This window comes from Pseudomonas sp. R4-15 (assembly GCF_055768815.1).
The window spans coordinates 2,506,603-2,520,761 of the sequence record NZ_CM147293.1; the positions used below are offsets into that span (position 1 = coordinate 2,506,603).

14 protein-coding genes are annotated in these 14,159 nt (G+C 63.4%); 13 read left to right on the forward strand and 1 reads right to left on the reverse strand.

The genetic code is table 11. From position 1 onward, the window contains the following. Nucleotides 1–2 precede the first annotated feature (2 nt). From fliO to flhB, 5 genes are read left to right on the forward strand one after another with little or no spacing between them, the layout of a single operon-like run. Nucleotides 3–449, forward strand: a complete 447-nt coding sequence (gene fliO / locus ACYRGX_RS11940; protein ID WP_473052695.1) for a flagellar biosynthetic protein FliO — start codon at nt 3–5, stop codon at nt 447–449. Next, entirely contained in the window at nt 449–1,225 is a 777-nt protein-coding gene (fliP, locus tag ACYRGX_RS11945) for a flagellar type III secretion system pore protein FliP (protein ID WP_473052696.1), read from the forward strand. Before fliO ends, fliP begins: the two co-directional genes overlap by 1 nt. A 12-nt stretch (nt 1,226–1,237) precedes the next feature. Beyond that, nucleotides 1,238–1,507 (forward strand): flagellar biosynthesis protein FliQ, encoded by a 270-nt coding sequence (gene fliQ, locus ACYRGX_RS11950; protein ID WP_473052697.1) that lies wholly within the window; start codon nt 1,238–1,240, stop codon nt 1,505–1,507. Between the two features lie 10 nt (nt 1,508–1,517). Next, on the forward strand, nt 1,518–2,291 hold the full coding sequence (gene fliR, locus ACYRGX_RS11955; RefSeq protein WP_473052698.1) for a flagellar biosynthetic protein FliR: 774 nt from the start codon (nt 1,518–1,520) through the stop codon (nt 2,289–2,291). Nucleotides 2,292–2,303: 12 nt separating this feature from the next. Then, nucleotides 2,304–3,440: a flagellar biosynthesis protein FlhB gene (gene flhB, locus ACYRGX_RS11960; protein ID WP_473052699.1), complete on the forward strand. Its 1,137-nt coding sequence runs from the start codon at nt 2,304–2,306 to the stop codon at nt 3,438–3,440. A 9-nt stretch (nt 3,441–3,449) separates the two neighbouring features. Here the strand turns inward: flhB and sodC are convergent, their stop codons facing one another. After that, nucleotides 3,450–3,971 (reverse strand): superoxide dismutase [Cu-Zn] SodC, encoded by a 522-nt coding sequence (gene sodC, locus ACYRGX_RS11965; protein ID WP_473052700.1) that lies wholly within the window; start codon nt 3,969–3,971, stop codon nt 3,450–3,452. Nucleotides 3,972–4,166: 195 nt separating this feature from the next. Between sodC and flhA the strand changes: the two genes are divergently transcribed. From flhA to ACYRGX_RS12005, 8 genes are all read left to right on the forward strand, one after another. Then, nucleotides 4,167–6,296, forward strand: a complete 2,130-nt coding sequence (flhA, locus tag ACYRGX_RS11970; protein ID WP_473052701.1) for a flagellar biosynthesis protein FlhA — start codon at nt 4,167–4,169, stop codon at nt 6,294–6,296. Nucleotides 6,297–6,308: 12 nt separating this feature from the next. After that, entirely contained in the window at nt 6,309–7,628 is a 1,320-nt protein-coding gene (flhF, locus tag ACYRGX_RS11975) for a flagellar biosynthesis protein FlhF (RefSeq protein WP_473052702.1), read from the forward strand. A 73-nt stretch (nt 7,629–7,701) separates the two neighbouring features. Continuing rightward, complete coding sequence (gene fleN, locus ACYRGX_RS11980; RefSeq protein ID WP_473052703.1) at nt 7,702–8,535, forward strand: flagellar synthesis regulator FleN; 834 nt, start codon at nt 7,702–7,704, stop codon at nt 8,533–8,535. Beyond that, nucleotides 8,532–9,275, forward strand: coding sequence for an RNA polymerase sigma factor FliA (locus ACYRGX_RS11985; RefSeq protein WP_473052704.1), 744 nt, complete (start codon nt 8,532–8,534; stop codon nt 9,273–9,275). The genes fleN and ACYRGX_RS11985 overlap by 4 nt, the downstream gene beginning before the upstream one ends. Nucleotides 9,276–9,354: 79 nt before the next feature. Further along, the gene (locus ACYRGX_RS11990) at nt 9,355–9,729 is read left to right on the forward strand and encodes a chemotaxis response regulator CheY (protein WP_473052705.1); all 375 of its coding nucleotides are present in this window, start codon (nt 9,355–9,357) and stop codon (nt 9,727–9,729) included. Between the two features lie 19 nt (nt 9,730–9,748). Then, nucleotides 9,749–10,525 (forward strand): protein phosphatase CheZ, encoded by a 777-nt coding sequence (locus tag ACYRGX_RS11995; protein ID WP_473052706.1) that lies wholly within the window; start codon nt 9,749–9,751, stop codon nt 10,523–10,525. Nucleotides 10,526–10,688: 163 nt separating this feature from the next. Further along, nucleotides 10,689–12,908, forward strand: coding sequence for a chemotaxis protein CheA (locus ACYRGX_RS12000; RefSeq protein WP_473052707.1), 2,220 nt, complete (start codon nt 10,689–10,691; stop codon nt 12,906–12,908). A 94-nt stretch (nt 12,909–13,002) separates the two neighbouring features. Continuing rightward, nucleotides 13,003–14,091, forward strand: a complete 1,089-nt coding sequence (locus ACYRGX_RS12005) for a protein-glutamate methylesterase/protein-glutamine glutaminase (protein WP_473052708.1) — start codon at nt 13,003–13,005, stop codon at nt 14,089–14,091. Nucleotides 14,092–14,159: the final 68 nt, after the last annotated feature.

The following is a 14,159-nucleotide window of genomic DNA, read 5'->3' on the forward strand; positions in this document are numbered from 1 at the left end:
GCATGCTCCGTGCCTTCTTCTTCGCCGCCGCCTGGGTGCCGCTAGCCGCGCTCGCGGCAGAGCAGGCGCCGACCGCATCGGCGACCGCGGGGCTGCCGCCGTCCGGCAGCATGGCCGGCCAGGTCGGCCAGTTGCTGGTCGGCCTGTTGCTGGTGATCGGCCTGATCCTCGCGCTGGCCTGGGCGGTGCGGCGTATGCAGGCGCACACGCCGGGCGGTGGACGGGCGATTCGCATCGTTGCCTCTCAGGCGCTGGGCGTGCGTGAACGCCTGATCCTGGTCCAGGTCGGCAACGAACAGGTGCTCATTGGCGTTTCGGCCGGACGCATCACCCCTTTGCATGTGCTCACGGAGCCGGTCCCGGTCGCTGCCGATGGCGATGCAGCCACTCCGGAATTCGCGCGTCGCCTGATGGAGATGCTCGGGCGGGATCAGAAGGACAAGTCCTGATGCGTGCTTTCTTGGCGATTCTGTTGCTGCTCGTCGCCCCGTTGGCGTTGGGGCAGGAAGCTTCTGCGCTGATCGGGCAGGGGGCCGCCAATCCCTTGTCGGTGCCGGCGATCACCCTGAGCACCAACCCGGAGGGTCAGCAGGAGTATTCCGTCAGCCTGCAGATCCTCCTGATCATGACGGCGCTGAGCTTCATTCCGGCGGCGCTGATGCTGATGACCAGCTTCACCCGGATCATCATCGTCTTCTCCATCCTGCGCCAGGCGCTGGGGCTGCAGTCCACGCCCTCCAACCAGATTCTCGTCGGCATCGCGTTGTTCCTGACGGTCTTCATCATGGCGCCGGTGTTCGATCGCATCAACAGCGATGCCCTGCAGCCGTACCTGGCGGAGCAGTTGTCGGCGCAGGACGCCTTGGCGCGGGCGGAGGTGCCGATCAAGGACTTCATGCTGGCGCAGACCCGGCAGAGCGATCTCGATCTGTTCGTGCGCATGTCGCGACGTGACGATATCGCCACGCCCCAGGACACACCGCTGACGATCCTGGTGCCGGCGTTCGTCACGTCCGAGTTGAAGACGGCGTTCCAGATCGGTTTCATGATCTTCCTGCCATTCCTGATCATCGATATGGTGGTCGCCAGCGTGCTGATGGCGATGGGGATGATGATGCTATCGCCGCTGATCATTTCGTTGCCGTTCAAGATCATGCTGTTCGTGCTGATCGACGGCTGGGCATTGATCATCGGCACCCTGGCCAGCAGTTTCGGCACGTTGTAGCGAGGTGCGCGCATGACTCCCGAGGTAGCCGTCGACCTGTTTCGCCAGGCCCTGTGGTTGACCACCGTACTGGTGGGTGTACTGGTGGTGCCGAGCCTGCTGATTGGCTTGCTGGTGGCGATCTTCCAGGCCGCTACGCAGATCAACGAACAGACCCTGAGTTTTCTTCCGCGTCTGCTGGTGATGTTGACCACGCTGATCGTCGTGGGGCCTTGGTTGACCCGCCAGTTGATGGAATTCGCCACCAACCTGATCCAGAGCATCCCTCGGATGATCGGCTGAGGCCCAGTACATGCTCGAACTCTCCACGGAGCAGATTGGTGGCTGGGTCGGGACCTTCATGCTCCCTCTTTTCCGCATCGGCGCGATGTTGATGGTGATGCCGGTGATCGGCACGCAGATGGTGTCTTCGCGGATTCGCTTGTACCTGAGTCTGGCCATCACCCTGGTCGTGGTGCCCAACCTGCCGCCGATGCCGACCTTCGACGCGCTCAGCTTGCGCGCCTTGCTGCTGGTCGCCGAGCAGGTTCTGATCGGTGCGTTGTTGGGCTTCGCGTTACAGCTCTTTTTTCAGGTCTTCACCTTGGTCGGGCAGATCATCGCGGCGCAGATGGGCCTGGGATTCGCGTCCATGGTGGACCCGTCGAACGGCGTTTCGGTCGCTGTGATCGGGCAATTCCTGAGCATGTTGACCACCTTGCTGTTTCTCGCCATGAACGGTCATCTGGTGGCGATCGAGGTCATCACCGAGAGCTTCACTACACTTCCAGTCGGCAGTGGACTGCTGCTCGATCACTACTGGGAGCTGGCCAATCGTCTGAGCTGGGTCATGGCGGCGGCGATCCTGCTCGCGCTGCCGGTGATCACGGCGCTGTTGGTGATCAACCTGGCGTTCGGGGTGATGACGCGCGCGGCTCCGCAGTTGAACATCTTTTCCATCGGTTTTCCCATGACGCTGGTGCTGGGGATGGTGGTGTTCTGGATTGGTATGGCGGACATCATGGCGCACTACCAGGAGCTGGCCCGCGAAGCGCTGATCTGGTTGCGCGAACTGGCCCGCGCCTGAGGGAGCAAAGCGATGGCGGAAAGCGAAAGCGGTGCCGACAAGAGCGAGGAACCCACAGAGAAACGGTTGCGAGAGTCCCGTGAAGAGGGACAGATCGCGCGCTCCCGGGAGCTCGGTACGCTGACCCTCACGCTGGGTGGTTTTGGCGGCCTGCTGGCGTTTGGCGGGGACATGGGTCAAGTGATGCTCGACATCATGCGTGATGGTTTTGCCTTGCCGCGTGAGGTGTTGATGGACGAGCGTGGCATGGGCCTGGCTCTGCTGGCCTCCGGTAAGGAGGCGCTGCTGGCGCTCTTGCCACTGCTACTGGTGTTGCTGATCTCCTCCATCGCCGGTCCTATCGCCCTGGGTGGCTGGTTGTTCTCCAGCAAGACCCTGACCCCGAAGTTCAGCCGCATGAACCCGCTTTCCGGGATCAAGCGAATGTTCTCCAAGCAATCGCTGGTAGAGCTGCTCAAGGCGATTGGCAAATTCCTGGTGATCCTTGCGGTGGCGCTGGTCGTGCTCGCCAACGATCGTCAGGAACTGCTGGCAATCGCCAATCTGCCGGTGGAGCGAGCTATCCTCGCGAGCATCGAACTCGTGGGCTGGAGCGCGCTGTGGATGTCCTGCGGGATGATCCTGATCGCCGGCGTGGACATCCCTTTCCAGCTCTGGGACAACAAGCAGAAGCTGATGATGACCAAGCAGGAGGTCCGCGACGAGTACAAGAACAGCGAAGGCAAGCCCGAGGTCAAGTCGCGCATCCGCCAGCTGCAGCGCGAACTGAGCCAGCGCAAGATGCTTGCCGAGGTGCCCAAGGCCGATGTGGTGATCACCAACCCCACGCACTTCGCGGTGGCCCTCAAGTACGACCCGACTCGCGGCAATGCGCCCATCCTGGTGGCCAAGGGAGGGGATCACATGGCGTTCAAGATTCGCGAGATCGCCCAGGAGCACAAGGTGACCCTGCTGGAATCACCGGCGCTTGCGCGTGCGGTCTTCCATTCCACCGACATCGATCGGGAAATTCCCGCGGGGCTTTATCTCGCGGTGGCGCAGGTCCTGGCGTACGTCTTCCAGCTCAAGCAGTATCGCTCCGGCAAGGGACGCCGCCCGGACCCGCTGCGCGACCCGCCGATTCCGGAGGACCTGCGGCGCGACGAGTGAGGCGCTGCGTTACTGGATCACGCCGCAGGCCATGCGTGCGCCGCCACCGCCCAGCGGTTTGGGCTGGTCCGCATAGTTGTCGCCACCGGCATGAATCATCAGGGCATGGCCCTTCAGCGCTTGCAGGTCGTCGATGCGCGGTGCCAGGACAGGCTGCTTGGCGCTTCCATCCGCGGTCACCAGCAGTGCCGGGAGGTCTCCCAGGTGGCCGTCGCCCCAAGGCGTGTCGTGCTTGCCGGTCTGCTGCGGATCCCAGTGGCCGCCCGCGCCGGCGGCGGCCGTCATCTTGCCGTCGCTTTCGGCGGGCTCGCAGCTGCCTTTGGCGTGTACGTGAAAGCCATGGACGCCCGGCTGCAGCCCTTTGAGGTCCGGTGTGAACACGGCGCCGTATTCGTTTTCGTCGATCGTCACCGTGCCGATTGCGGCGCCGATGCCGTCGGCGCTGACCTCGTGCATCTCTACACTCAGGTTCGCCGCCTGCGCGGCCATGCCGAGACTGGCGGCAAGTGAAGCAACTATCCAGCGAGTCATGCTATTTCCCCTTGGTCCGTGGCGTCCGTCGGGCGCCTCGTGAGTTGTGACTTCATCGGGCTGGGTTCGTGCCCGCTGAAGGCCGTGATGCCGGCCTTTTTCAGGGAGCCGGCAAAGTTGGACGACTTCTTGCACTAGCCACGTCGAGACGGCGCCAGTCGTCAAAAGTTTGAATCGACGGGGTGAGGTAGCGCGGTGGAACGAAGCCAATTGTTGACCAGCATTCGTAGCAATGCCGTGAGCCTCAGCCGAGGCAACCTCGGCGTGCCACTGCTGCTGCTGGTGATGCTCGGCATGATGACGCTGCCGGTCCCGGCGGTGCTGCTCGACCTGTTCTTCACCTTCAACATCGCCCTGTCGATCGTCGTCCTGCTGGTCAGCGTGTACGCCATGCGTCCGCTGGACTTCGCCGTATTCCCCACCATTCTGCTGGTCGCCACGCTGCTGCGCCTGGCACTGAACGTGGCTTCCACGCGGGTGGTGCTGCTCAACGGCCAGGACGGCCACGATGCCGCGGGCAAGGTCATCCAGGCGTTCGGCGACGTGGTGGTCGGCGGCAACTACGTGGTCGGCGTGGTGGTCTTCGCCATCCTCATGATCATCAACTTCGTGGTGGTCACCAAGGGTGCCGGACGTATCTCCGAGGTAAGCGCCCGCTTCACCCTCGACGCCATGCCCGGCAAGCAGATGGCCATCGACGCCGACCTGAACGCGGGCCTGATCGACCAGAACCAGGCCAAGATCCGTCGTTCCGAGGTGTCCCAGGAAGCCGACTTCTACGGCTCGATGGACGGTGCCAGCAAGTTCGTGCGCGGTGACGCCATCGCCGGTCTGCTGATCCTGTTCATCAACCTGCTGGGCGGCATCGCCATCGGCATGCTGCAGCACGGCATGGCCTTCGGCGACGCCGGCCGCGTGTACTCACTGCTGGCCATCGGTGATGGCCTGGTCGCACAGATTCCGTCGCTGCTGCTTTCCACCGCTGCGGCAATCATGGTGACCCGCGTGTCCTCCTCCGAGGACATGGGCCAGCAAGTGCAGCGGCAGATGTTCGCCTCGCCCAAGGCGCTGGCGGTGTGTGCCGCGATTCTCATCGCCATGGGCCTGGTGCCCGGCATGCCGCACATGGCTTTCCTCGGCCTTGGCGGCATGGCTGCCGGGGGCGCCTGGATGATCTGGAACCACCAGAACAAGGCCAAGCAGTTGGAGAAGGCCGCCGCCGAGCGCAAGCAGCAGGACCAGTTGCCTGCCGCACGCGCCGCGCAGGACACCAAGGAGTTGGGCTGGGACGACGTTTCTCCGGTGGACATGGTCGGACTCGAGGTCGGTTACCGGTTGATCCCGATGGTCGATCGCAACCAGGGTGGGCAGTTGCTCGCGCGCATCAAGGGCGTTCGCAAGAAGCTCTCCCAGGACATGGGTTTTCTCATGCCCTCGGTACATATCCGCGACAACCTGGATCTGCAGCCCAATGCCTACCGGCTGACGCTGATGGGCGTGAGCGTGGCCGAGGCGGAGATCCATCCCGAGCGCGAACTGGCGATCAACCCCGGCCAGGTTTTCGGCCCGCTCAACGGCATTGCCGCCAGGGATCCGGCGTTTGGTCTGGAGGCCGTGTGGATCGAGGCGTCCCAGCGCGATCAGGCGCAGTCGCTGGGCTATACCGTGGTGGATGCCAGCACCGTGGTCGCAACGCACCTGAACCAGGTGCTGCACAAGCATGCCCACGAGCTGCTCGGTCACGAGGAAGTCCAGCAGTTGCTGCAACTGCTGGCCAAAAGCTCGCCGAAGCTGGCCGAGGAGCTGGTTCCCGGCCTGATCTCCCTGTCGACCCTGCTCAAGGTATTGCAGGCGCTGCTGCAGGAGCAGGTGCCGGTACGCGACATCCGGACCATCGCCGAAGCCATCGCCAACGTAGCCGGTAAGAGTCAAGATCCCGCCGCGATGGTGGCGGCGGTGCGTGCCTCGTTGGCTCGCGCAATCGTTCAAGGCATCGTCGGGCTTGAGCCGGAGCTGCCTGTGATCACGCTGGATCCAAAGTTGGAACAGATATTGCTGAACAGTGCTCAGAAGGCCGGACAGGGTCAGGAAGATGGCATCCTCCTCGAACCCGGAATGGCCGAGAAGCTGCAACGTTCGCTGGTGGAGGCGGCGCAGCGCCAGGAAATGCTCGGCAAGCCAGCGGTACTGCTGGTAGCCGGTCAGATCCGCGCAATGCTCTCCCGCTTCGCCCGCCTGGCAGTGCCCAGCATGCATGTGCTGGCCTACCAGGAAATACCGGATAACAAGCAGGTCACCATCATTGCCACTGTTGGGCAGAACTGAGGTCACTAGGCCATGCAAGTCAAACGCTTCTTTGCCGCCGATATGCGCCAAGCCATGAAGCTGGTTCGCGAAGAACTCGGCGACGACGCCGCGATCATCGCCAACCGCAAGGTGGCCGGTGGCGTCGAGTTGACCGCTGCACTCGATTACCAGGCTCCGCTGCGTCCTGCGCGCCAGGCCAACCCCGAGCTCGAGGCCGAGTTGCGCAAGACCCAGGTGCGTATCGCCACGGCGCACGCGGACCTCGTCCAGCGCGAGCGCGCCGGTCAGGATCGCCAGTTGTTCGCCAACGAGTCACTGGTGGCCCCGGAATTGCCGGCTTCGACCGTCGAGGCCGCGCGTCCCGCCGAAGCCGTGCAACGTCCGGTCGCGCCCCAGGTCCAGTCGGACTCGCGCGCGCTGGATGCCATGCGGGCCGAGCTCAATGGCCTGCGTGAGCTGCTCGAAGGGCAGCTCGGCTCGATGGCCTGGAGCCAGATGCAGGGTCGTCGGCCGCAGCAGGCCAGCCTGTGGCGCAAGCTGCAGCGCATGGGGCTGCCGGGCGAGCTTTGCCAGAGCCTGCTGGAGCGCGTGGCGCACGTGACGGAGCCGCGCCAGGCCTGGCGCCTGCTGCTCGCGCACCTTGCGCAGAGCGTTCGCGTCTGCGAGCAGGAGCCGCTGGAAGAGGGCGGGTTGATCGCTCTCGTCGGGCCCGCGGGCGTGGGCAAGACCACTACCCTGGCGAAGATGGCTGCCCGCTATGTTCTCAAGTACGGTGCGGCCCAGGTCGCGTTGGTGACGATGGACAGCTACCGTATTGGTGCTCAGGAGCAATTGCGTACCCTGGGGCGCATCCTGGACGTCGCAGTAGTGTCCGTGGAGCCGCAGCAGTCGTTGGCCCAGGCACTGATACCGTTGGCGAAGAAGCGTGTCGTACTCATCGATACCGCCGGCCTGCCCGCCAATGATCCGGCGCTGCGCATGCAACTGGATAGCCTGGGCGGCCGGGGAGTGAAGGCGAAGAACTACCTGGTGCTTTCAGCCACCAGTCAGAGCCAGGTGCTCAAGTCGGCGTATCATGCCTACAAGCGCTGCGGCCTGGCGGGTTGCATCCTGACCAAGCTGGACGAAGCAGGGAGTCTCGGTGAGGTGTTGGGGCTGGCCATAGGCCAGGCACTGCCGGTAGCCTATCTCGCCGACGGACCGCGTATTCCGGATGATCTGCACCTGCCACGGGGTCATCAACTGGTCAGTCGTGCGGTTGCACTGCAGAACCCGGAGGCGCCCAGTGAAGACGCCATGGCGGAAACCTTCGCAGGCCTGTACGTTAATCCTGCACGGCGGGCAGGCTGAGGATCAAATCACCCGGCGTTTCCGGGCCAGGGGGAGCGTGGCTCCCCGGTAGTTGCACAAGGTATTAGACGACATGGCGAATTTGCATCCCGTACAAGTGATCGCGGTGACCGGCGGCAAGGGCGGCGTGGGTAAGACCAACGTGTCCGTGAATCTGTCGTTGGCGCTGGCCGAGTTGGGGCGTCGAGTCATGCTGCTCGACGCCGACCTGGGGCTGGCCAACGTCGACGTATTGCTCGGTCTGCAGCCCAAACGCACCTTGGCGGACGTGATTTCCGGCGAGTGCGACCTGCGCGACGTGGTCCTGCAGGGGCCCGGCGGCGTGCGTATCGTGCCGGCTGCGTCCGGCACCCAGGACATGGTCAATCTGTCGCCCATGCAGCACGCCGGGCTGATCCAGGCATTCAGCGACCTGGGTGAGAATCTTGATGTGTTGGTCATCGACACGGCTGCCGGTATCGGTGATGCCGTCGTCAGCTTCGTGCGCGCAGCGCAGGAGGTCGTCGTCGTCGTGTGCGATGAGCCGACCTCGATCACCGATGCCTACGCGCTCATCAAACTACTCAACCGGGACTACGGCACCAACCGTTTCCGTGTCCTGGCGAACATGGCGCACAGCCCCCAGGAAGGCCGCAATCTGTTCGCTAAACTGACCAAGGTGACCGACCGTTTCCTCGATGTGGCACTGCAGTATGTCGGCGCCATTCCGTACGATGAGTCGGTGCGCAAGGCGGTGCAGAAGCAGCGTGCGGTCTACGAGGCCTTTCCCCGCTCCAAGTGCGCGCAGGCCTTCAAGGCCATCGCGCAGAAAGTGGACAGTTGGCCGTTGCCGGCCAACCCGCGGGGTCATCTGGAATTCTTTGTCGAACGTCTGGTATCGCATAATCCCGCCGAGACACCCGTATGACTGCCTCTAGTGGGGTCCGTATGTACAACTCGCAGGGCCATCAGCGGACGCATCACGAGCTCATCGAGCGCTATGCGCCCCTGGTAAAACGGATTGCCTACCACCTGCTGGCGCGTCTGCCTGCCAGCGTGCAGGTCGAAGACCTGATCCAGTCGGGGATGATCGGCCTGCTGGAGGCCTCCAAGAAATACGAAGCCGGAAAGGGCGCGACATTCGAGACTTATGCGGGTATACGCATTCGCGGCGCGATGATCGATGAGGTCCGCAAGGGCGATTGGGCGCCGCGCTCGGTGCATCGCAACAGCCGTATGATCGCCGATGCCATCCGGGCGGTGGAAACCCGCACCGGGCGTGACGCACGTGATCACGAAGTCGCCGCGGAGCTGGAATTGAGTCTGGACGACTACTACGGCATGCTTGGCGATACCCGCGGCAGCCGCCTGTTCAGCTTCGACGAGTTGCTCGAAGGAGGAGAGCACGGGGTTCAGGGGGAACTCGGTCAAAGTGGCTACGAGCCGGCAGGAGAGATCGAGGGTGAGCGCTTTCGTGCAGCCCTTGCGCAAGCCATCGAGCAATTGCCCGAGCGTGAACGTTTGGTGCTGGCGCTTTACTATGACGAAGAGCTCAACCTCAAGGAGATCGGTGAGGTGCTGGGGGTGAGCGAGTCGCGCGTATGCCAGTTGCACAGTCAGAGTGCCGCCCGTTTGCGGGCGCGTCTCGCGGAATGGCGATCGGCTTGAGCGAGGCGTTCCGAAAACGGAACACACGACGGATAATGCGCGCGTTTACGACTGGATGGAGGTCGAATTGGACAAGAACATGAAGATTCTCATCGTGGATGATTTTTCCACGATGAGGCGGATCATCAAGAACCTCTTGCGTGATCTGGGCTTCACCAACACGGCGGAGGCGGACGATGGCGCCACGGCTCTGCCGATGTTGCACAGCGGTGGCTTCGACTTTCTGGTGACCGATTGGAACATGCCGAACATGTCCGGCATCGACCTCTTGCGCGCGGTGCGCGCCGACGACCGTCTGCGCAGTCTGCCGGTATTGATGGTGACCGCTGAAGCCAAACGTGACCAAATCATCGAGGCCGCCCAGGCCGGGGTGAACGGATACGTGGTCAAGCCCTTCACCGCCCAAGTGCTCAAGGAAAAGATCGAGAAGATCTTCGAGCGGGTCAACGGCTGAGTCGGCCATGAGGTTTGCCATGCAGGACAACGACTCCCAGGGTGCGGATTTCGAATCGACCCTTCGGGCACATGCCCATCGCTTGACCGAGAGTCTGGATCGCGGTGATTTCGGCGAGGCCGGACAGGTCATTCAGCAGATCAACCAGGTTCGCGACCAGGGGCTCTACAACGAAGTCGGCAAATTGACGCGTGCGCTGCACAACTCGATCGCCGACTTCCAGCTCGACGCGCACATGCCTCACGCTCAGGAGCTGTCGCAGATTGGCGATGCCACCGACCGCCTGGCGTACGTGGTGAAAATGACGGAAAAGGCGGCCAACCGGACCATGGATCTGGTTGAGGAATGCGCGCCGCTGGTTTCCGAGTTGAGCGGCGAGGCGCGGTCTCTGAATGTCGATTGGCAGCGTTTCATGCGCCGGGAGATGGACGCCGCCAGCTTTCGCGATCTGGCCAAGCGAATCGAACAGTTCCTCGCACGCAGCGAGCGTAACAGTGAAACGCTTTCAGCTTCCCTGAACGACATTCTGCTGGCGCAGGATTATCAGGATCTCACCGGCCAGGTCATCAAGCGTGTGACTTCCCTGGTCACCGAGGTCGAAAGCAATCTGCTCAAACTCATGCTCATGGCCAGCCAGGTGGATCGCCTGGCGGGTATTCGTCACGAGCAACCCGCCTCGCGCGAAAAAGAAAAGAGCTCGCAGGGTGAAGGTCCGCAGATCAATGCCGATAACAGGACAGATGTGGTCTCCGGGCAGGATGACGTCGACGATCTTTTGTCGAGCCTCGGATTCTAGTCGTGGACGTACGCCGGGGAGGCGTACGTGGCAATGACAGCAGCATGACACAGGCCCGGCGGCCTTAAGTCGCACCGGGTTCCGGGATCGACAGGTCCGGCAGCGGGTAATCTCGGGCGTCCTACCGGCGACTCGCGTCCCATGGTCTTTGATGGAGCAACAGATGAGCTTCGACGCCGATGAAGAAATCCTCCAGGACTTCCTGGTAGAGGCCGGCGAGATCCTCGAACAGCTGTCCGAGCAACTGGTCGAGCTGGAAAGCCGACCGGACGACATGGAGCTGCTCAACGCCATTTTCCGGGGTTTCCATACCGTCAAGGGCGGTGCGGGATTCCTCCAACTGCATGAGTTGGTGGAGTGTTGCCACTGCGCGGAGAACGTCTTCGACATTTTGCGCAAAGGCGAGCGTCGCGTGGACTCCGCGCTCATGGACGTGGTGCTGCAGGCGCTGGACACCGTCAACGCGATGTTCGACAGCGTGCGTGAGCGAACCGAGCCGGACGCTGCACCGCCGGAGCTGTTGGCGGCACTCGCGGCGCTGGCGACCCCGGGCGGCCAGGAGCCTGCCACGGCGGCGGTGGCTGTTCCCGAGCCGGTAGTCGAGCCTGATCCGGTAGTGCTTAGTGATGCCGCGGTCGACGCTGACGCCGAGTTCGAGCGCATGCTCGATGCGGTTCCCGAGGCCGTCGATGAGCCGGCGGCCGGAACCAGTGACGAGATCACCGACGAGGAATTCGAGGCACTGCTCGACCAGTTGCACGGCAGCGCCGAGGCCCCGGCACCGGCTGCTCCTGCGCCGGTAAGTGCGGCTCAGCCGGAGCCGGCTAGCGACAACATCTCCGATGACGAATTCGAAGCGCTGCTCGATCAGCTGCACGGCAAGGGCAAGTTCAGCGCTGCCGAGGGCGCGACGACGCCCGCTGCGGAGCCCGCGGCGGTCGACGAAGTGCCTGCTACAGCGGTCTCTGCATCCACCGACGACATCAGCGAGGACGAGTTCGAAGCGCTGCTCGACCAGTTGCATGGCAAGGGTAAGTTCGCAGGTGAGGTCGCGAGCGCAGCGGCGCGAGACGAGCCGCCGGTCGCTCCGGCGAAACCGGCGCCCAAGCCTGCCGCGCCGACCCCCGTGAAAGCCGCTGCACCTGCATCGGCGCCTGCCGCGGAGCCTGCCAAGGCGGCCGCGAAGGCCGCCCCCCCCGTGCATGCGGCCAGCGAGGCGGAAACCACGGTACGTGTGGACACCGCGCGCCTGGACGAGATCATGAACATGGTCGGCGAGCTGGTGCTGGTGCGTAACCGCCTGGTTCGTCTGGGCAGCAACAGTGGCGACGAGTCGATGGCCAAGGCCGTGTCGAACCTGGACGTGGTCACCGCAGACTTGCAGAGCGCGGTCATGAAGACCCGCATGCAGCCAATCAAGAAGGTCTTCGGGCGCTTCCCTCGGTTGGTGCGCGACCTTGCGCGCAACTTGAAGAAAGAGATCAACCTCGAGTTGGTGGGCGAGGAGACCGACCTGGACAAGAACCTCGTCGAGGCTCTCGCCGATCCCCTCGTGCACTTGGTGCGCAATGCCGTGGATCATGGCATCGAGGCCCCGGCCGAGCGCGAAGCCGCGGGCAAGATGCGCACCGGCAAGGTCGTGTTGTCGGCGGAGCAGGAAGGCGATCACATCCTTCTCAGTATCAGTGATGATGGCAAGGGAATGGATGCCGAGGTGCTGCGTAACAAGGCGGTGGAGAAGGGCCTGCTCGATCGTGACCAGGCGGACCGCCTCACCGAGAACGAGTGCTACAACCTGATCTTCGCCCCGGGTTTCTCCACCAAGACCGAGATTTCCGACGTCTCCGGTCGTGGCGTGGGCATGGATGTGGTGAAGACCAAGATCTCCCAGCTCAACGGCACGGTGAGTGTCTCTTCGGTGAAGGGCAGTGGCTCTCGCATCATCATCAAGGTGCCGCTGACCCTGGCGATCATGCCGACGCTGATGGTCATGCTGGGCAACCAGGCATTCGCCTTCCCATTGGTCAGTGTCAACGAAATCTTCCACCTCGACCTGTCGCGGACCAATGTGGTGGATGGCCAGGAGGTCGTGGTGGTTCGCGATAAGGCGCTACCGCTGTTCTACCTCAAGCGCTGGCTGGTGCCGGGCGCCGCCCATGAGGCGAATCATGAGGGACACGTTGTGATTCTGTCCGTGGGCACCCAGCGCATAGGCTTCGTTGTCGACCAGCTGGTAGGTCAGGAAGAAGTGGTGATCAAGCCGCTGGGGCGCATGCTGCAAGGCACCCCGGGAATGGCGGGTGCGACCATCACCGGCGATGGGCGTATCGCGCTGATTCTCGACGTACCGAGCATGCTCAAGCGTTACGCGCGGCGTATCTGACGTCGCGGCAATACAACAAGACTCGGTTGCGCTGGCCTGGCGTTGCCGTTCGCGGTAGAACGTCAGGTGACCGGGCCGTTTTCTTGGAGCAAGTATGGTTGTCAAAGTGCTGGTGGTGGATGACTCGGGATTCTTCCGCCGTAGGCTCACGGAAATCCTCTCGAGTGATGCCGGCATTCAGGTGGTAGGTACGGCCAGCAACGGCCGCGAAGCCATCGATCAGACGCTGGCGCTCAAGCCCGACGTGATCACCATGGACTACGAGATGCCATTGATGGATGGCATCACGGCCGTGCGCAATATCATGCAGCGCTGTCCGACGCCCGTGCTGATGTTCTCCTCGCTGACCCACGAAGGCGCCCGCGTCACGCTGGATTCGCTCGATGCCGGCGCTGTCGACTATCTGCCGAAGAATTTCGAGGATGTCTCGCGCAATCCCGAGAAGGTCCGCCGTCTACTCTGCGAGAAGGTGCGTGCGGTCGCCCGCTCGAATCGTATCGCTCCCAGCCTTATCCATACGCCGCGACCCGCTGTGCCGGCGTCCACGCCGACCCGGCCCGCCGCGCGCAGCCCGGCTGCCGAGGGCACAGCGCCGGCGTCTTCGCCATCGCCTCGGCGCAAGCACTATCGTCTGGTCGCAATCGGAACCTCCACCGGGGGGCCGGTGGCCCTGCAGCGTGTCCTCACGCAACTGCCGGCGGACTTTCCCGCGCCGTTGGTGCTGGTGCAGCACATGCCGGCCGCCTTCACCAAGGCGTTTGCCGAGCGTCTCGACAAGCTGTGCAACATCCGCGTCAAGGAAGCCGAGGACGGAGACCTGCTGCGTCCCGGCCTGGCGCTGCTGGCACCGGGTGGCAAGCAGATGATGGTCGACGGGCGTGGCAGCGTGCGAATCCTCCCGGGGGACGAGCGCCTGAACTACAAGCCTTGCGTGGACATCACCTTCGGCTCGGCCGCCAAGGCCTATGCTGACAAGGTGCTCGCGGTGGTATTGACCGGCATGGGCGCCGATGGCCGCGAGGGTGCTCGCCTGCTCAAGCAGGGCGGTTCGCAGGTGTGGGCCCAGGATGAGGCCAGCTGCGTGATCTATGGAATGCCCATGGCCATCGTCAAGGCTGATCTTGCCGATGCCGTCTACAGTCTCGATGACATCGGCCGACACCTAGTGGAAGCCTGCAACTAAGGCTATTCGCTCGTGTACGAGGTATTCAGCGTGTCATCCCGGCATCGTCATCGCGTCAAGTCGTCGCT